The sequence below is a fragment of the Sphingomonas paludis genome (genome assembly GCF_053502515.1).
In genome coordinates, this window is record NZ_CP187558.1 from 1,545,397 (window position 1) to 1,563,347 (window position 17,951).

13 protein-coding genes and 2 tRNA genes are annotated in these 17,951 nt (G+C 66.1%); 7 read left to right on the top strand and 8 right to left on the bottom strand.

Annotated elements, in window-relative coordinates:
* Positions 1–2: 2 nt before the first annotated feature.
* The 5 genes from ACPVPU_RS07545 (at position 3) to ACPVPU_RS07565 (ending at position 5,772) form a co-directional block, all read left to right on the top strand.
* The gene (locus ACPVPU_RS07545; RefSeq protein WP_448660357.1) at positions 3–1,037 is read left to right on the top strand and encodes a polysaccharide deacetylase family protein; all 1,035 of its coding nucleotides are present in this window, start codon (positions 3–5) and stop codon (positions 1,035–1,037) included.
* A gap of 53 nt (positions 1,038–1,090) precedes the next feature.
* A tRNA-Ile gene (locus ACPVPU_RS07550) sits at positions 1,091–1,166 on the top strand.
* A gap of 54 nt (positions 1,167–1,220) precedes the next feature.
* Positions 1,221–1,297 (top strand) — tRNA-Pro (locus tag ACPVPU_RS07555).
* A gap of 84 nt (positions 1,298–1,381) precedes the next feature.
* Positions 1,382–3,043: a formate--tetrahydrofolate ligase gene (locus ACPVPU_RS07560; protein ID WP_448660358.1), complete on the top strand. Its 1,662-nt coding sequence runs from the start codon at positions 1,382–1,384 to the stop codon at positions 3,041–3,043.
* A 56-nt stretch (positions 3,044–3,099) separates the two neighbouring features.
* Positions 3,100–5,772: a M14 family metallopeptidase gene (locus tag ACPVPU_RS07565; RefSeq protein WP_448660359.1), complete on the top strand. Its 2,673-nt coding sequence runs from the start codon at positions 3,100–3,102 to the stop codon at positions 5,770–5,772.
* Between the two features lie 202 nt (positions 5,773–5,974).
* Here ACPVPU_RS07565 and ACPVPU_RS07570 read toward each other — a convergent pair whose 3' ends face one another.
* The 4 genes from ACPVPU_RS07570 to ACPVPU_RS07585 form a co-directional block, all read right to left on the bottom strand.
* On the bottom strand, positions 5,975–7,060 hold the full coding sequence (locus ACPVPU_RS07570) for a phytase (RefSeq protein WP_448660360.1): 1,086 nt from the start codon (positions 7,058–7,060) through the stop codon (positions 5,975–5,977).
* Positions 7,047–9,866 (bottom strand): TonB-dependent receptor, encoded by a 2,820-nt coding sequence (locus ACPVPU_RS07575; protein ID WP_448660361.1) that lies wholly within the window; start codon positions 9,864–9,866, stop codon positions 7,047–7,049. The genes ACPVPU_RS07570 and ACPVPU_RS07575 overlap by 14 nt, the downstream gene beginning before the upstream one ends.
* A 289-nt stretch (positions 9,867–10,155) precedes the next feature.
* Complete coding sequence (locus tag ACPVPU_RS07580) at positions 10,156–10,365, bottom strand: hypothetical protein (RefSeq protein ID WP_448660362.1); 210 nt, start codon at positions 10,363–10,365, stop codon at positions 10,156–10,158.
* 136 nt (positions 10,366–10,501) lie between these two features.
* Complete coding sequence (locus ACPVPU_RS07585; RefSeq protein ID WP_448660363.1) at positions 10,502–11,872, bottom strand: M28 family peptidase; 1,371 nt, start codon at positions 11,870–11,872, stop codon at positions 10,502–10,504.
* A gap of 107 nt (positions 11,873–11,979) precedes the next feature.
* Here ACPVPU_RS07585 and ettA point away from each other — a divergent pair, with 107 nt between their 5' ends.
* Both ettA and ACPVPU_RS07595 read left to right on the top strand, forming a co-directional pair.
* A complete protein-coding gene (gene ettA, locus ACPVPU_RS07590; protein ID WP_448660364.1) occupies positions 11,980–13,659 on the top strand; it encodes an energy-dependent translational throttle protein EttA in 1,680 nt (559 codons plus the stop codon).
* Between the two features lie 4 nt (positions 13,660–13,663).
* A complete protein-coding gene (locus ACPVPU_RS07595) occupies positions 13,664–14,083 on the top strand; it encodes a ribose-phosphate pyrophosphokinase (RefSeq protein WP_448660365.1) in 420 nt (139 codons plus the stop codon).
* A gap of 4 nt (positions 14,084–14,087) precedes the next feature.
* On the opposite strand, the gene ACPVPU_RS07600 is transcribed toward ACPVPU_RS07595, so the two are convergent.
* From ACPVPU_RS07600 to ACPVPU_RS07615, 4 genes are all read right to left on the bottom strand, one after another.
* Positions 14,088–14,660 carry a Uma2 family endonuclease gene (locus tag ACPVPU_RS07600; protein ID WP_448660366.1) on the bottom strand — a complete coding sequence of 191 codons (573 nt, stop codon included), beginning with the start codon at positions 14,658–14,660 and terminating at the stop codon, positions 14,088–14,090.
* Positions 14,661–14,752: 92 nt separating this feature from the next.
* A complete protein-coding gene (locus tag ACPVPU_RS07605; protein ID WP_448660367.1) occupies positions 14,753–15,913 on the bottom strand; it encodes a pyridoxal phosphate-dependent aminotransferase in 1,161 nt (386 codons plus the stop codon).
* 198 nt (positions 15,914–16,111) lie between these two features.
* Positions 16,112–17,593 (bottom strand): M48 family metalloprotease, encoded by a 1,482-nt coding sequence (locus ACPVPU_RS07610; protein WP_448660368.1) that lies wholly within the window; start codon positions 17,591–17,593, stop codon positions 16,112–16,114.
* 81 nt (positions 17,594–17,674) lie between these two features.
* The gene (locus ACPVPU_RS07615) at positions 17,675–17,950 is read right to left on the bottom strand and encodes an acylphosphatase (protein ID WP_448660369.1); all 276 of its coding nucleotides are present in this window, start codon (positions 17,948–17,950) and stop codon (positions 17,675–17,677) included.
* Position 17,951 lies beyond the last annotated feature (1 nt).

A 17,951-nucleotide genomic window follows, 5' to 3' on the forward strand; every position in this document is an offset into this window, starting at 1 on the left:
CGGTGGCATCGGGCCAGCTTCCTGCCAGGGCTTCCGGGCCGTTTCGCGCGGCAGCCCCCGATCGGTCGCAGCTCGTCCGGCTGCCTGCTGCGCTGGGCACGCGCTTCACGATCTTCGTCGACACCGAAGAGGAATTCGACTGGGCGGCCCCGTTGTCGCCAGCCAATCGGTCGGTCAGCGCTATTGCCGGTCTGCCCGATGCGCATCGCCGCTTTGCCGAACGCGGCGTGCCGATCACCTATCTGATCGATTATCCGGTCGCCGACGATCCCGCTGCTATCGATATCCTGCGCGGGGTGCTGGCCGATGGCCGCTCCGCCATCGGGGCGCAGCTTCACCCCTGGGTCAATCCGCCGCTGGAAGAGGCGGTGGGGGCGGGCAATAGCTTTCTCGGCAATCTGCCGCCCGCCTTGCAGTCGGCAAAGATCGCTGCACTGACCGATCGGATCGAACAGGCATTCGACAGACCGCCCCGGGTGTTTCGCGCCGGCCGCTATGGCCTGGGTCCGGATACGCTGGCCCTGATCGAGGCGCAGGGCTATCGCATCGACAGCTCGATGCGGTCGCGGTACGATTATTCGGGCGAAGGCGGCCCGGATTTCCGCGCCATCGCCAATCATCCTTTTCGCCCCACCGCTGGCGGGCGGCTCGTGGAACTGCCGCTGACGACGGTGTTCGTCGGTGGGCTGGGGGACAGGGGGCGGCGGCTGCAACGGATGCTGGGCCGGGTGCCGCTGGCGCGCGGCGCGCTGGCACGGGCGGGGCTGCTCCGCCGCATCGCCCTGACGCCAGAGGAAATGCCCCTGGCCGATGCGCTGGAGGCAGTGCGCGTGGCGGTCGATCACGGGGTGCGGCTGCTCAATTTTTCGTTCCATTCGCCGTCGCTGGTGCCCGGCCACACGCCCTATGTCCGCGATGCCGCCGATCTGGCGGCGTTTCACTGCTGGTGGACGGATATGCTGGATCAGCTCGACCGGATGGGCATTGCCCCGATCGCTGAATCCGAACTGGTGGCGGTGATGGATGCGGCGCATTGAAGCGGGGCTTGCCCGCCCCATCGCCTTTCCGCTACGCCGCCCCCTCGTCTGATGGGCCTGTAGCTCAGCGGTTAGAGCTGGCCGCTCATAACGGCTAGGTCGCGGGTTCGAATCCTGCCGGGCCCACCAGACGGAATTGGGGATGGCGCGGGCGCGGTTTCGCCGCTATGTCGCCCCTCCGGTCGGGGAGTGGCGCAGCCCGGTAGCGCGCTTGCTTTGGGAGCAAGATGTCGCAGGTTCGAATCCTGTCTCCCCGACCAATATCCCCTTCTCTGATTATATTGCCGGGGCCTTGGCGCATCGGGCGGTGATTGCCCTGGCCTTGCGGCGTGATAGAGGACGCTATGCTGTCCGATATCGAAATCTCGCGCGCTGCTGCGATCCGCCCCGTCCTGGAAATTGCCGAACGTGCCGGCATTCCGGCGGCCGCGGTCGAGCCTTATGGCCATTACAAGGCAAAGATCGACACTGGCCGGCTGTTGCCGGACGATGCCGCGGGCAAGCTGATCCTGGTCACCGCGATCAACCCGACGCCTGCGGGCGAGGGCAAGACCACGACTTCGGTCGGCCTGGCCGATGCGCTGAACCGGATCGGCAAGCGGGCGATGCTGTGTCTGCGCGAACCCTCGCTCGGTCCCTGTTTCGGCACAAAGGGCGGGGCGGCCGGCGGCGGCTATGCGCAGGTCGTGCCGATGGAAGACATCAACCTGCATTTCACCGGGGATTTCCACGCGATCACCAGCGCGCACAATCTGCTGGCGGCGATGATCGACAATCACATCTATTGGGGCAATGCGTTGGGCATCGACACCCGTCGGGTCGTCTGGCCGCGCGTGCTCGACATGAATGACCGGGCGCTGCGCGATGTGGTGCAGTCGCTGGGCGGCGCGGCAAATGGTTTTCCGCGCCAGTCGGGGTTCGAGATCACGGTCGCTTCCGAGGTGATGGCGATCCTGTGCCTGGCCGAGGGGCTGGACGACCTGGAGGCGCGGCTCAGCCGGATCGTGGTCGGCTATACTCGCGACCGGCGGCCGGTCACGGCGCGCGACCTGAATGCCGATGGCGCAATGGCCGTGCTGCTGGCACAGGCGATCAAGCCCAATCTGGTGCAGACGCTGGAGGGCAATCCCGCGCTGGTGCATGGCGGGCCGTTCGCCAATATCGCCCATGGCTGCAATTCGGTGATCGCGACGCGCACCGGTTTGAAACTGGCCGATTATGTGGTGACGGAGGCCGGGTTCGGCGCCGATCTGGGCGCGGAGAAATTCTTCGACATCAAATGCCGTCAATCGGGCCTGCGGCCGGATGCCGTGGTCATCGTGGCGACGGTGCGGGCGCTGAAGATGAACGGCGGCGTCGCCAAGGGCGATCTGGCCCGGCACGACGTGGATGCCGTCCGCCGCGGTGCGGTCAACCTGGTCCGGCACATCGAAAATGTCCGTCAGTTCGCCGTGCCCGCGGTGGTTGCGATCAACCGGTTCCATACCGACGGCGACGACGAACTGGCCGCGATTTCGGCCATTGCAGGGGACCATGGATCGCCGGCGATCGTCTGTACCCACTGGGCCGATGGCAGCGCGGGCGCGGAAGCACTGGCGCGGAGCGTGGTCGAGATCGCCGACGCCCCGTCGCAATTCGCGCCGCTTTACGACGACGATCTGTCGTTGATCGACAAGATCAACACGGTTGCCACCCGCATCTATCGCGCCGAGGCGGCGGTCGCCTCGCCCGAAGTACGCGCACAGCTCGCCCGTTGGGAGGAGGCGGGATACGGGCATCTGCCGGTCTGCATCGCCAAGACCCAGTACAGCTTTTCCACCGATCCACAGGCGCTGGGCGCACCGACCGGGCATATCCTGTCGGTGCGCGACGTGCGGCTGGCGGCGGGGGCCGGGTTCGTGGTTGCGATCTGCGGCGACATCCGGACGATGCCGGGCCTGCCGCGCGTGCCGGCGGCAGAGGCGATCCGCATCGATGCCGATGGACAGGTCCAGGGCCTGTTTTGACCGTTGCGCTGGGGATGGCATCCGCTAGCACAGGGGTTCGGCGATCGATCGGGGGCATGATGCACAGGACTGGATTGGGGTTGCGGGCGGCGCTGATGGCGACGGCGATGCTGGCATCGGTTGGCCCGGCACCGGCGCAGGGATTGATCGAGGCGCAGCGCGATGCCGCCGTCCCGACGCTGGAACAGGTTATCGGCCATGCCAGCGGCGCACGGATCACCCGGCCGGAGGATCTGGTCCGCTACCTCGAGGCACTGGCTGCAAAGTCGCCCGACCGGGCGAAACTGGTCACCTATGCCCGCTCATGGGAGGGGCGGCCGCTCGTCTATCTGGTGATCGGCAAGCCCGAGCATCTGGCCCGCCTGTCCGAGATCCAGGCCGATACCGCACGGCTCGCGGAGGGGCGGGCGCTGTCCCCGGCGGAGCGCAGTGCGATCATCGCGCGCACCCCCGCCATCGCCTGGTATGCAGGCGGCATCCACGGCAACGAGATCACGCCGCCGGACAGCGCGCTGGCGCTCGCCTATCACCTGCTGTCGGCCCAGGGCGATCCGCTGGTCGACAAGATCCTCGCCGAGACGATCGTCATCATCGACCCCAGCCAGAATCCCGATGGCCGCGCCCGGTTCGTCAACGGGTTTCAGGCCGCCGAGGGCCTGGAGCCGCAGGGCGACCGCTATACCGCCGAACATGACGAGCCGTGGCCCGGCGGGCGGACCAACCATTATCTGTTCGACATGAACCGCGACTGGTTCGCGCTCACCCAGCCGGAAACGCGCGGGCGCGTCGCTGCCTATCGCCAGTGGAATCCGATGGTGTTCATCGACAGCCATGAGATGAGCGGCGACGACAGCTATTATTTCGGGCCGCCCGCCGATCCGGTCAATCCGCTGATCACCTCGCGTCAGAATGCCGCGCAGAGCGAGTTCGGGCGCAATCGCGCCGCCTGGTTCGACCGCAACGGCATCCCCTATTTCACGCGCGAAGTGTATGACGCCTTCTATCCCGGCTATGGCGACATGTGGCCGACGCTCAACGGCAGCATCGCCTCGACCTTTGAACAGGCATCGCCGCGTGGGCTTGCCTGGAAACGCCGCGACGGCACCACGCTCACCTATCGCGACGGCGTGTTCAACAATTTCATCGCGGCGATGGCCACGCTGGAAACGCTGGCCAATGGCCGCGAACGCTATCTCTCCGACTATGCCGATTTCCGCCGGTCTGCGGTTGCAGAGGGCGAGCGGGCGTCCGACCGCTATGTCGTCATCGACCGCGCCGTCCGTCGCGGCCAGGCCGAACGGCTCGCATCGACGCTGGCGTTTCAGGGGATTGCCGTCACCCGCACCGGCCCGGGCACGATCTGCGGGCGCAGCTATCCGATGGGTGCGCTGGTGGTGGACAAGGCACAGCCGAATGGCCGCCTGATCCGCGCGCTGCTCGACCGCGATGTCGCCCTGCCGCAGCAATTCATGGCCGAACAGGAACGGCGCAGGAAAGCGGGCCTGCCGCACCTGCTCTATGACGTGACCGCCTGGAACCTGCCGCTGATGGAGGGGGTATCGGCCACCGCCTGCGCCGGGGCGGGTGCAGCGTCGGGCGAGCCTGTGTCATCCGATGCGCCGCCGCCCGCCATGGCCTCGATCGGCGCAGGCTTCGGCTATGCTGTCCCTTGGACCGATGCGGGTCAGGCGCGGTTCGTCATCGCGGCGCTGCGCGAAGGGCTGGTCGCGTCGACCACGGACGAGGCGTTCAGCCGCGACGGGCGCGACTTCGGCAAGGGCACGGTGGTGTTCCCGGCCAAGGGCAATCCCGCCGACCTGCCCCAGCGGCTGGCCCGCTTGGCCGAGGCGCATGGGGCTGAGGTCGTCACGCTGGACACGAGCTGGGTGGATCGCGGCCCCAATTTCGGCAGCGACGCCTTTGCCCGGCTAAAGGCGCCGCGCATCGCGCTCGCCTGGGACGAGGGCACTTCCGGCGGGGAGGCGGGGGCGGCCCGCTACGTCCTCGAACGCAAGCTCGGCCTGCCCGTCGCGCCGATCCGGGTGCGCACCATGGGCGCGGCGAAACTGGCCGATTACGACGTCATCGTGTTGCCCGAGACGACCGGGCGGTTCGCTCCGCTGCTCGGAAACCGGGGCGCGGCGGCGCTGAAGGCGTTCGTCGAACAGGGCGGGGTGGTCGTGGCACTGGGCTCGGCCACCGGCGCGCTGACGTCGGACAGCCTGAAACTGCTGGCCACCACCGAGGAACAGGCGTTTCAGGAAGAGGACAAGGACAAGCCCGCCGCCCCGGAAGAGGGCACGCGCATCGCCAGCCTGTCCGATTACGAGCGCATGGTGAACGATCCCAAGGCATCCCCCGACGAAGTGCCCGGCGCGCTGGTGCGGGTGGAGGCTGATCCGGATCACTGGCTGGCATCGGGCTATACCGATGCCACCGCGCTGGTCTCCGGCACGTCGATCTTCAAGCCGGTGAACGCCGCCGACGGCACCAATGTCCTGCGCTTCGCCGCCGCCGACAGCCTGGTCGCCAGCGGCTATCTCTGGGAGGAAAACCGGCTTCAACTCGCCTTCAAGCCGTTCGTGATCAGCCAGCCGCGCGGAGAGGGGCTGGTCATCGGCTTCACGCAAAGCCCGGTGACGCGCGGCTATCTGGGCGGGCTCGACCTGCTGCTCGCCAACGCCGTCCTGCTCGCTCCCGCGCGGGCGGAGGCGGGTACGGCGCGATAGACGTCATGTGCTCCTGCGAAAGCAGGAGCCCAGGGCTACAATGGACTGTCCTGTGAAACCCTGGGCTCCCGCTTTCGCGGGAGCACGGGCATATGATGACCGCTCGTGCGACCGGTCCGGATTTCCGCTCCCTCTCCCGCTTGCGGGAGAGGGAAGGGGCCCGCCGCGAAGCGGTGGGAAGGGTGAGGGTCTCCCTTCCGCCCTATTCGATCCCCAGCGCCGCCTTGACCGCGCGCCAGTCGACCAGCTTGAAATTCTGCGGCCCGCCCTCGTTCACATCGTCCTGGATCGCCAGCAGCCCGTTCGGGAATGCACCGATCGGCCCGCTCCACGCATCCAGCCCGTCGGTGCCGCTCACCGCATCCACGCCGCCCGCCGCCGCTACGCGGAACCGACCGACATAGCGCTGGCTTGCCTCCTCCAGCGCAAAGACCGCAAAGGCGCTGTCGCCCTGGCTCGATCCGATCAGCCAGGCGCGGTCGCTCTCGCGGATGATCGTCTGCCCCTCGACATCCGGCACGAAATGCTGCTCGGCTAGCATCGATACCGGCGTGCGCGCGACATCGGCCGGATCGACCGAATAGCGCCACAAGCCAGTCATCTCCTCGCCGATATACAGCGCCCCGGTGCGGTCATCGACCACGCACCCTTCGGACTGGCTGCCGACCGCAAACCGCTTTTCCTCGACGCCGGTAACGGTGGTGCCGTCGTCGCTCAGCCGATATTGCCGTGTCGCGCCGTCCTTGGCGACCAGCACCGCGAGCAGCGCATCCCCGCGCCGCCCCATGCAAAAGCCATAGGGCTCGACGACGTCGGACTTCACGAACCCGGCGGGGACCAGCTCGCCGCTGCCGGCATAGCGATAGAATGCAATGCCCATCCGCCCGCGATCCGACGCGCCAGCGATAAAGCCGTCGCCCACAGCACGCAGATCGACATTGTTGAGCAGGCCGTCGGGCAAGAACTGGAGCGCGCCGCCGCCAAGGGCAAAGACATAGAGCCCCGCCTTCTTGTCGGTGCCCAGGATCAGGCCCGGCTCGTCCTTGCCCTTGAACGACAGGGGTGCGCCGTCTGCCTTCGCAAAGATCGCCGGATCGTCCGCCGCATCGGCATTGGGCGTGGCGACCGGCACGGTTTCCCCCGCCGCCGGGACATTGACCGTTGGCAGGGGGGAAGGCGGCAGCGGCCGCTCCCCCTGCCATTCCGCACAGGCGGCACACAGGACCGCCAGCAGCGGGACGAACAGCGGGTTCGGCTTCATCACTCGCTCCGGGTCAGAAATTGCCACGCACGCCGAATTTCAGCGTGTAGCTATATTCCTCGTACTGCAGCAGGTTCCGGGCAACCGGGCCGGTCTGATAGGCGACATATTTCGCGTTGTTGATGTTCACCCATTCGCCGAACAGCTGGAAATTGCGGTTCAGGCGATAGCGGGCGCTGGCGTCCAGCTGGAAATGCTGGCGGACATACCGGTCCTCTTCGGCGACGGACGCAACCTCGTCCAGATACCGGTCGCGGTAGGTGCCCGCCAGGCGCAGGCTGATCGGACCCTTTTCATATCCGAGCACCGCGTTGAACGTGTGCTTCGACGCCGCCGGCAGCGCGATGTCGCGCAGGTCCCCGGTGTCGCCGTCGAACGTCTGACCATCCGTGTCGGTGTAGGTATAGTTGAAATTGGTCAGCAGCCCGTCGAACGGCGCCGGCAGCATCGAAAACAGCTGGGTATAGCCGAACTCGAAGCCGCGGATCGTTGCCTTGCCGCTGTTCTGCGGGATCTCCGCCTCGGTGAACGGAATGTCGCGGTAGATGCCGTTGAACGGCGCATCATCGGCCTCATAGGTCACGGCGATGATGTAATTGTCGATGTCCTTGTAAAAGAACCCCGCCTGCAACGCGCTCGATTTGGCGAAATACCATTCTGCGCCGATATCCAGGTTCCAAGCGCGATAGGGAACCAGATCGGGGTTGCCGAACACGCCCTCCAGGTCGTCGCCGTCGCGCTCGATGGCAAAACGGGGTGCCAGCTGGCCGATCCCCGGCCGCACCAGGCTCTTGAACGCGCCCGCGCGCAGGATCAGATCGTCGGCCGCCTCGTACCGCGCGACGATGCTGGGCAGCCAGTCGGTATAGCTGCGCTCGACCCGGTTGGGTGCGACGATCAGCTGTTCGTCATCCTCGCCGTCCTCGTTCAGCGTGACGGTGTTGCCGCGAATGTCGTTCTTCGTGTGCTCGACGCGCAGGCCGCCGATGATCCGCAGCGCATCGGTCTGGTACCGGCCGAGCAGATAGCCGGCATAGATGTCCTCGCCGACGGCATAGTCCTCTGCAATGGAATCGAAACCGGATCCGAGCGCATCGCGTTCGAACCCTGCCGCATTGGCGTCCAGGAAATCGCGCTCGCCCTGCTTGGCAACCAGATTGCCCAGATCGGCCAGCCGATAGGTCTGGGTGCCCAGTACATCGGCCAGGGTGAAATCGCCGTCAAAGCCGTCGAACGTATCCACATTCAGGTCGAACCGCTTTTCGCGCAAGCGCACCTTACCGCCCGCCTGCACGTCGAACTGGCCCTGATCCAGCGCGAAGCTGCGCGTGACATCGGTGCGGAACGTCCATTCGCGATCCGTCGAGCTGGACCGGCTGGTCCGGTCGAACGAATCGAATTCGAACTCGGTCGGCGTGTCGAACAGCGCGGCATCGCCGCCCCCGACGGTGAATCGTGGCAACAGGTAATTGCTGTAGTCGAACGCGATGGTCAGGTTGTCCTCATCCTCGAAATCGCGGCGGAAGGTGATCGGATCGATCGATCCGTCCTCTTCCTCCGCCGCGCGGGAATAGGCGGCCTGATACTGGATGCGCCACGGCCCGGTATTGGTCTCGCCGCCCACCTGATAGGACTGGATGGTCTGCACCTCGAACCGGTCCTTCAGGTCGCGCTCGACCCGGATGCGACCGTCGGCGCTGTCGAAGCTGGCGGTTTGTCCGGTCGATGCGGTGGGATCCTCGTCCAGCTCGATGATCAGGCGGCGGCGATCCTCCTGGTCCGAAAAGCGGTTATAGATGCCGCGCGCATAGAGCACCGTGTCGGGAGAGGCGCGCCAGTCGAACGACAGCGACCCGCCGGTGCGCAGGCGGCGGACGTCATAGTCGCGATACTCGACCGCATCGGCGAAGCGGTTATCGTTGTCGTCGGTGCCCCATCCGTCCATTTCGACATTGTCGGTCTCGAACCGGCGTAGATAATAGGATGCGCCGCCCGAAATGCCGAAATTGTCGCCCAGCCGCGTCGAAAAATTCACGCTGCCCTTGGGCGTCACCAGGTTGGTGTAGTCGTTGAACGACCCCTCGGCGCTGACGACCAGCAGGTCCTTCTTGCGGTCGAACGCGCTGGTCGTATTGATCTCCACCGACGCGCCGATGGTGTCGGCGTCCATGTCCGGGGTCAGCGACTTTTTGATCTCGATCGATTCGACCAGCTCGGACGCGACCACGTCCAGCGCAGCGCCCCGAACATCGGCCTCTGGCGCGGGCACGCGCACGCCGTTGATCGCGGCGGCATTCAGATTGGGGTCAAGCCCGCGCACCGCGACGAAGCGGCCCTCGCCCTGATCGTTCAGCACGTTGACGCCGGGCGCGCGGCGGACCGATTCGGCGACGTTCTGGTCGGGAAACTGGCCGATCGAATCGCGGGTCAGCACGCTTTCAAACCCGTCGGCATTGCGCTGGCGGCTGAGCGAGCTGGCCAGCGTCGCGCGCTGGCCGGTGACCAGGATCTCGCCTTCGCCGCCGATCAGGATGTCCTGAACCAGTTCGCCGGTCGCATCGACCGTGATCGACATCGTGACCGTATCGGCACCGGCATATCGGACGCGCAGGGTATAGTTGCCGGCGGGCACATCGGTGAAGCGAAACCGGCCGTTGCTGTCCGCCTCGACCTGGCGGCCCAGCTCGACGATCGTCACTTCCGCACTGGGCAGCACGCGCGTGCCTGACGAATCGGCAATGGTCCCTGTGACCTGTCCAGCCACGGCGATGACAGGAACGACGAGCAGTGCTGCGCCCAGCAACAAGCGCGCGCGAAAAGCGACATGAGCCATTTTGAACCCCCCTGGCTGTCCGAATGCCGTGCCAGTGGCTGGGTTTGATGACAGTCTGATGCGACTCGCATTGCAGATCGATGTCAGTCGGTCGCTTTCATCGGTTTATGCGCAACGCCCATTGATTGCGCGACGGTGATTGCCTGGGTGCTGACCCGATGGCGGCGAATCCGCTTGCATCGGGCAGGCCATCGAAAGGGCAGGCCATAGAAAAAGGGCGCCGCCATCGCTGGCAGCGCCCTTTCCCTAACTCGTCCGGCCATGGGGCCGGAAAAGCAACCGGCTGAAATCAGCCCATGTTGCCCATGGCGTCCATGGAATTGTCCATGGTGTTGCCCATCGCGTCCATTTCGTTGCCCATTTCGCCCATGGTGTCGTTGGCCATCGCTTCGATGTTGCCCATGGTGTCTTCGACATTCGCTTCCGGGGCTTCCGGCGAGGTGCACGCGGCCAGGGTCATCAGGCCGGCGGCAGCAGCGACAAGAACGATCTTCTTCATTCGAATGCTCCCAAGCAATTCTAATTCGCGGCCGGCCCGAATGCCGTCGCGAAGCCTTGGCAATAACGTCCGCTGCGATTGCGTCAATCGGTAATTCATAGTCGCGACGGGGTGGAATGTCCGAAACCCACGCGAATCAGCGGCTGACTACGGGAAAATCCTCGGTTGCATCGGCGGTCACGGCCAGCATCGCGGTCCATGCGGCGACATTTTGCCGCAGTTGCACAGGATCGATCTTGTCCAGCGTGTCGTCGGGCGTGTGGTGCAGATCGAAATATCGGCTGCCATCCTGCTGCAGGTCGATGACCGCTACGCCGTTGGCGCGCACCACCGGGCCGATGTCCGCGCCGCCGCCGGGCCTCGAATCGCTGCCCCGGTTGATGCCCAGCGGGGCCAGCGCCGTCGCCAGCCTGGCCGCGACCGGTGCGGCGCCCCCCTCGATGCTGGTGTCGAACCGCCAGATCCGGTCCGCGCCGAAATCGGATTCCGCCGCCACCACATGCCGTTCGCTCTTGTGCGCATCGGCATAGGCGCGGCCGCCATGGATGCCGACCTCCTCGGCGCCCGCAAACAGCACGCGGATCGTCCGCCGCGCGCCGCCTCCATCCATGATCCGCTTGGCCGCCGCCGCCACGATCCCGCAACCGGCGGCATCGTCGAACGCGCCCGTGCCCAGGTCCCAGCTGTCCAGGTGACAGGCGACCAGCACGATGCCCGCCGCCGGATCGCGGCCCGGCACTTCGGCGATGACGTTGCCTGACGGGTGATTGCCCGTCTGGCGCGGCGTCATCACCAGCTTCATCGTCACGGGCTTGCCGCGCTTCAGCACGCGCTCCAGCTGATCGGCGTCGGGCAGGGCCAACGCGCCGGCCGGAATCGCCTTCACCCCGTCGGGAAAGGTCATCACGCCCGTATGGGGGTTGCGGTGATGATCGGTGCCGATCGACCGGATCAGGATCGCCGCCGCGCCCTTTTGCGATGCGATTCCCGGTCCCTGCCGCCGCGCCGCCCCGAACGCGCCGTAATGCGACCCGTCCTGCGTGGCGCGCATCGCATGGCTGATATAGGCGATCTTGCCCTTCAGGCTGCCATCGGGCGCTGCCTGAAGGTCGGCGAAGCTGGGAAAGAACACGATCTCGCCCTCGATCCCCTTGTCCCCGGTGCTGCCCGAATTGCCGAGTGCCGTCACGGCCAGCGGCTGGGGAAAGGGCGCGGTGATGAACGCCTTTTCCTCGCCGCGCACCCAGACCGGCATGGTGAAGGATTCGGCGCGCACGTTGCTGAATCCCAGCGCCGTCAGCCTGGCTACCGCCCAGTCGCGCGCCCGCGCCTCCGCCTCGGTCCCGGCCAGACGCGGCCCGACCTCGGTGGTCAGGCTCTCGGTCAGGTCATAGGCGAGCGTATCCGCCAGCGCCGCATCGCGCAGCGCGGCCACGTCCAGCGACTGGGCCAGGGCGGGAAAGGGAAGGGCGAGGGCGGCGATCGTGCCGATCATCAGCTTTTTCATGGGGCGCGACGCTAGTGCCTGCCCGCAGGTTTGCCAACGGCCCGACCCGCCGCTAAATGGCGCGACGAATTTCCCCAACCTGACATCCAATCAACGGAGACCGCCCCGTGGCCGCCCAATACGCCTTTGTGATGAAGGACATGACCAAGACGTTTCCCGGCGCGCCCAAGCCGGTTCTGTCCAACATCAACCTGCAATTCTATCAGGGCGCAAAGATCGGCATCGTCGGCCCCAACGGCGCGGGCAAGTCGACGCTGATGAAGATCATGGCCGGCGTGGACCAGGAATTTTCGGGCGAGGCGTGGCCGGGCGAAAACATCACCGTCGGCTATTTGGAGCAGGAGCCGCAGCTCGATCCGGCCAAGACGGTGCTGGAAAACGTGAAGGACGGCGCACGCGAAACCGCCGATCTGGTCGAGCGGTTCAACGCCATTTCCGCCGAGATGGGTGATCCCAAGGAGGACACCGATTTCGACGCGCTGATGGAGGAGATGGGCGAGCTTCAGGCCAAGATCGATGCGGTCGACGGCTGGAGCCTCGACAACCAGCTTGAAATCGCGATGGAGGCGCTGCGTTGCCCGCCCGGCGACATGGGCGTCGAAACCCTGTCGGGCGGCGAGCGTCGCCGCGTCGCGCTGACCCGGCTCTTGATCCAGAAGCCGTCGATCCTGCTGCTCGACGAACCGACCAACCACCTGGACGCCGAAAGCGTCAAATGGCTGGAAAATCATCTGAAGGAATATGCCGGCGCGGTGCTGATGATCACCCACGACCGCTATTTCCTCGACAATGTCGTCGGCTGGATCCTGGAAATCGATCGCGGCAAATATTTTCCTTACGAAGGCAACTACTCCACCTATCTGGAGAAAAAGGCCAAGCGGCTGGAGCAGGAGGACCGCGAGGCCACGGGTCGCCAGAAAGCGATCAAGGACGAGCTGGAATGGATTCGTCAGGGCGCCAAGGCGCGCCAGACCAAATCCAAGGCGCGTATCGCCCGCTTCGAACAGCTTGTCGCGAGCCAGGAAAACCGCTCGCCCGGCAAGGCGCAGATCGTCATTCAGGTGCCGGAGCGGCTGGGCGGCAAGGTGATCGAGGCCAAGGGCCTGACCAAGGCTTATGGCGACAAGCTGCTCTTTGAAAACCTGTCCTTCTCGCTGCCGCCCGGTGGCATCGTCGGGATCATCGGGCCGAACGGCGCGGGCAAGTCGACTTTGTTCAAGCTGCTGACCGGACAGGAACAGCCCGATGCGGGCGAAATCGACATCGGCACCACGGTCCGCCTGGGCTATGTCGACCAGAGCCGCGACCATCTCGATCCGTCGAAGAATGTCTGGGAGGAAGTTTCCGACGGCCTCGATTACGTCAAGGTCAATGGCCACGACATGTCGACGCGCGCCTATGTCGGTGCGTTCAACTTCAAGGGGCAGGACCAGCAGAAGAATGTCGGCAAGCTGTCCGGCGGCGAGCGCAACCGCGTCCACATCGCCAAGATGCTGAAAAAGGGCGGCAACGTCCTGCTGCTCGACGAACCGACCAACGACCTGGACGTCGAGACGCTGGGCGCGCTGGAGGAAGCGATCGAGAATTTCGCTGGATGCGCCGTGGTGATCAGCCACGACCGCTTCTTCCTCGATCGCCTTGCCACGCACATCCTGGCGTTCGAGGGCAACAGCCATGTCGAATGGTTCGAGGGCAATTTCGAAGCCTATGAGGAAGACAAGCGCCGCCGCCTTGGCGACGCCGCCGATCGCCCGACCGCGCTTGCGTACAAGAAACTGACGCGCTGAAGCAGTGGCGGGCGGTCGCCCGGACGGCACGCTCGCCGAATGGATGGCGGCGGAGGGGTTCGCGCCCGAATCCGCCGCCAGCGTCCTTGCCGATGTGCCGCGCATCCGCGCGATCCTGATCGCAGCGGCGCGGGAAGGGCGGGCGGTCAGCTATTCCGAAGCGCTGGGTGCGCTTGGCCTGCGCTTCACCCGGCCGAAGATGCGGGCATTATGCCGCACGCTGGATGCGATCGACCGGGATGAACTGGCCGCCGGCCGCCCGGCGCTGGCCGCGCTGGTGGTGCGCGAAAGCGACGGCCTGCCGGGGCAGGGCTGGTGGACCGGCTCCGACGCGCGCGGCTATGCCGGAGCGTGGACCGGACCGGAGGCGGCAACGCATGTCCGCGCGCTGCAAGAACATGCGTTCGATTACTGGGCGGGCTGAGCCGCTACAGCCCGCTTGTTTCCACCTTTAATCCGTCGATGGTGACACTGACCATCGCATCGCCGAAAGCGACTTTTCGGCGCTCCCGATACCCGTTGCCATCCGGACCCCACATCTGGCGGAGTGTACGCCCCGCCAGATCGGCCACCCAATATTCCGGTATGCCTGCCACGGCGTAGAGCGCTGCCTTCTGGGTCAGGTCGGTCGAAAGCGTGGTGTCCGCCACCTCGACCACCAGTGCCACCGAAGCCAGCGGCACCAGCCCGTCACCATCCGCCTCGCTGGTAAGCACAATGTCCGGCTCCGGCGCGCTGGTTTCGGACAGGGCGATGCTTGCCTCGACCAGTGCAGTGACCTGCGAACCCATCGCCTTCAGTGCAGCGCTGATCTCTAGAAACAGCCGCGATTTGACCCGCGCGTGGGGCCGGTGCCGGGCGTTCATACAGAAAAGCTCACCGTCCAGCAGCTCGGTCTTGGCATAGCCGTCAAATGCACCCGACCGGTCAAGGAGCAAATAGTCCTCGACACGCAGCTTTACGCGCTGATGCTCGGTATTCAGGGGCCTGTGCTCGGTCATGGTGCCAAACTATCACCCTGGCGGGTCGCAACCAAGCGGTCATCGGCGGGGCGAGTGCCAGGCGGACGGGGTGACCCGCCCGGCTGATCACCTCACGCCTTCACAACCTTGTCCACCGCCTTGATGAACGCGGCCATTTCCGCCTGCGATCCGATCGTCACGCGGCTGACCGTCGGCCAGATTGGCCAGTTGCGGCCGATCTGCACCTTTTCCGCGAGCAGGGCGGTCTGCACCTCCTTGGCGGGGCGGGTCTTCCAGTCGACCATGATCATGTTGCCCTCGCTGCCGCCGTGCACCTCGATCCCGCGCTTGGTCAGCGCATCGACGGTCATGGCCCGGGTGGCGACCATTTCCGCCCGCCGCGCCTTGATCGCATCCTTCATCGGATAGGCCGCCGTGCCGCAGGCGAGCGCGGTGATCGGCAGCACGCCCGATACCTGGAACCCGTCATAGCGCATCATCCGCTTGTGCAGTTCCGGGTTGGCCAGCGTCAGGCCCAGCCGGATGCCCGCCATGCCGAACAGCTTGGAAAAGGTGCGCATGACGATCACGTCGTCGCGCGCGGCGGCCAGCGGCGCGGCGGTCGGACCGTCATAGAAGTGGATATAGGCCTCGTCCACCAGCAGCACCGAATCCTTGGGCTTGTTCGCCGCCAGCCATTCGATGTCCGCCATCGGCGTCACCGCGCCGGTCGGGTTGTTGGGCGAACAGACATAATAAAGGCCTGCATTCGGGTTGGCGGCCAGCATCGCCTTTACGTCCGCGCCCTTGCCCGGCTGCAACGGTACCCTGGCCAGCGGCGCGTTCAGCCAGGCGGCGGCGCGCCATGCGGCCTCGAACGTCGGATCGGCGGTCACCAGCCCCTTTTCGGGCGAACAGAAGGAAATGACCGATCGGACCAGCGGATCGCCCGATCCGGGCCAGGGCAGGATATGGCTTTCCGGAATGCCGTCCACCGCCGCGGCGGTGGCGATCAACTGGCCACGCGCATTGACGGGATCATAGCGATTGCCCATCGACACGATCCGCGCCGCCGCCTCTGCCGCCTCGGGAAAGGGGCCGGTCCAGCATTCATTGGCGCCGATTTGCACTGCGCCCTCGACGGCTCGCGCTGCCTGGCTCTGGGCAAAGGCCGGGGCGGAAAGCGACGGGCCGATGGCGGCTCCGGCACCCATCAGCGCGACGATGCGTCCCAACTGGCGGCGGGAATAGCCCCGCGCCATCAATTCACCCTGCGTATCGGTATCGAACATGAAGACCCCCGTTTGTCGTCAATGAATTCCAACCCGAAACCGCTTCGATTTCAGGGTGATTCACTCGTGCGGGGGTGACATGCTCTTTATCGTCCGGCTGGCCGGGCGCGGCGCGTCTGCCCGCACCATGTTTCAGTCGCACGGTGCGGGCAAATGCAATTATGACAACCGAGCGTCAGCGCCGGTGCAGCGCGTGCCTCAATAGGCGACGATCTTCACCCGGTCGCCGGTGCGCACGGTGGCGTTGCTGGCCAGCCCGTTGAGCACCAGAAACCGTTCCAGCTTGAAATCGTCGAACGCCATCCGGCCTGCCAGCGACTGGACGGTATCGCCAGCGCGGACGGTGACGACCCGCACATATCGGGGCTTTATCTGCGCCGCCTGTGCGCTGGTCAGGGCGCGGAACGACTGGACCAGGCCGGTGGCACCGCCCAGACCCTGCCCGGCGGGGGCCAGCACGGTGAAGTGATAGGCGCGGTCGTTCGCCACCTGATAGGCAAAGACGGTGACGTCCAGCTGCTGGTTGTTCGCATTGGCGCGGGTGGTGGTATAGGCCGCCTGCAGCCCGTTGACCGTGGTCCGCTGCACCGCCGTCTGCGGCAACTGGGCATTCTGTCCGGCCAGGTCGCCCAATACCGCGCGGACATAGCTTTCCAGATTGCCCGAATAGGCCCGCATCGAAAACTGCGCCTGCACATTGCCACCGGCGATCGTCACCGCGCTGGGGCTGTTCGACATCGTGAAGCCCTGGGGCGCGGTAAAGGCGATGCGCAGATCCGGGTGCAGGAAATCGCGACCCTGGATCACGCCCTGGCGCGGATTGTCGCCATAGAGCAGGCCATCGACCGCCGCCAGAAACGGCTCGCGGTTGCGCGGAAACTGCGTCCCGCCGGTGCGGTTTGCGTCGTTCAGCGCGGTGCGCACGCGCGCCTGTGGCTCCGGGTGCGTGCTGGCAAAGGCGGGGACCGACCGGGTCTGCCCCTGAATGCGGCCATTCAGGCTGTTCTGCGCGGCCAGGCTGGCCAGCATCGACGACAGCGCATCCGTGTCCAGCCGGGCAGTGTTCAGATAGCGGACGCCCAGCTGGTCGGCCTGCGTTTCCTGGCTGCGCGAATAGCCGAGCGTCGCCAGCTGCGCGCCCGTGCTGATCCCCTGATTGAGCAGGCGGCCGATGGTGCCGTCGCCCGCCACCGCGCCGACCAGCACCTGGCCCAGCACGCCCAGGATCGAATTGCGCGTCGCGGTGCGCTGGCGGCTCTGCGAATGGCGGGCGGCAACATGGCCGACCTCGTGGCCCAGCACTGCGGCCAGTTCCGCCTCGTCGTTCATCAGCGCCATCAGGCCGCGCGTGACATAGATATAGCCGCCGGGGGTGGCGAAGGCATTGTCCACCGGGCTGTCCAGCACCGTCACCGTGAAATCGGACGGCGCCGCCGACAGGCCGGATTGAACCGCGATGTTGCGCCCGACGCGCGTGACATAGGCGACCTGCGGCCCCGACCAGGCCCCGCCGAACTGCTGGATCAGCTCCTGGCTGATCTGTTGCCCCTGCTGGCGCTCGGCCGCCGTGATCGGCTGCGCCTGTCCGGCGCTGGCAGGGCGCGTCTGTGCGGCGGTCGTACCCCCGCAAGCCGCAAGCGACAGTGCGGCAGTGGCGAGCAACAGGTTTCTGACGGTCATGGCGATCCCCTTCCTAGACAGGTTTAGGGGCAGAATGGCTATCCCGGTCAATCGTTCCCTGCCCGTTACGGCAGAACGGCGTCAGACATTCAGCCTTTTGGTGAAGCCCTTCTCGCCGCCATAAGCCGCCGGATAGGCCTCCACCTGCTCCACCCGGGCACGGGGCGGCCCCTGGCGACACGCATCGACCAGCGCACCCAGCGCCGCGTCGTCGCCCGTCGCCATGATTTCGACCGAACCGTCGCTGCGATTGCGCACCCATCCGATCAGGCCATGCTGACGCGCGGTACGCACCACGAAATCCCGAAACCCGACGCGCTGAACCTGGCCCGTCACCACCACCTGCTGTGTCGTCATC

Excerpts from the sequence above, each read along its gene's own strand:
- ACPVPU_RS07560 (WP_448660358.1), top strand. The coding sequence starts at position 1,382 with ATGCTGTCCGATATCGAAATCTCGCGCGCTGCTGCGATCCGCCCCGTC.
- ACPVPU_RS07565 (WP_448660359.1), top strand. The coding sequence starts at position 3,100 with ATGATGCACAGGACTGGATTGGGGTTGCGGGCGGCGCTGATGGCGACG.
- ACPVPU_RS07575 (WP_448660361.1), bottom strand. The coding sequence starts at position 9,866 with ATGGCTCATGTCGCTTTTCGCGCGCGCTTGTTGCTGGGCGCAGCACTG.
- ACPVPU_RS07580 (WP_448660362.1), bottom strand. The coding sequence starts at position 10,365 with ATGAAGAAGATCGTTCTTGTCGCTGCTGCCGCCGGCCTGATGACCCTG.
- ACPVPU_RS07585 (WP_448660363.1), bottom strand. The coding sequence starts at position 11,872 with ATGAAAAAGCTGATGATCGGCACGATCGCCGCCCTCGCCCTTCCCTTT.
- ACPVPU_RS07600 (WP_448660366.1), bottom strand. The coding sequence starts at position 14,660 with ATGACCGAGCACAGGCCCCTGAATACCGAGCATCAGCGCGTAAAGCTG.
- ACPVPU_RS07605 (WP_448660367.1), bottom strand. The coding sequence starts at position 15,913 with ATGTTCGATACCGATACGCAGGGTGAATTGATGGCGCGGGGCTATTCC.
- ACPVPU_RS07610 (WP_448660368.1), bottom strand. The coding sequence starts at position 17,593 with ATGACCGTCAGAAACCTGTTGCTCGCCACTGCCGCACTGTCGCTTGCG.
- ACPVPU_RS07615 (WP_448660369.1), bottom strand. The coding sequence starts at position 17,950 with ATGACGACACAGCAGGTGGTGGTGACGGGCCAGGTTCAGCGCGTCGGG.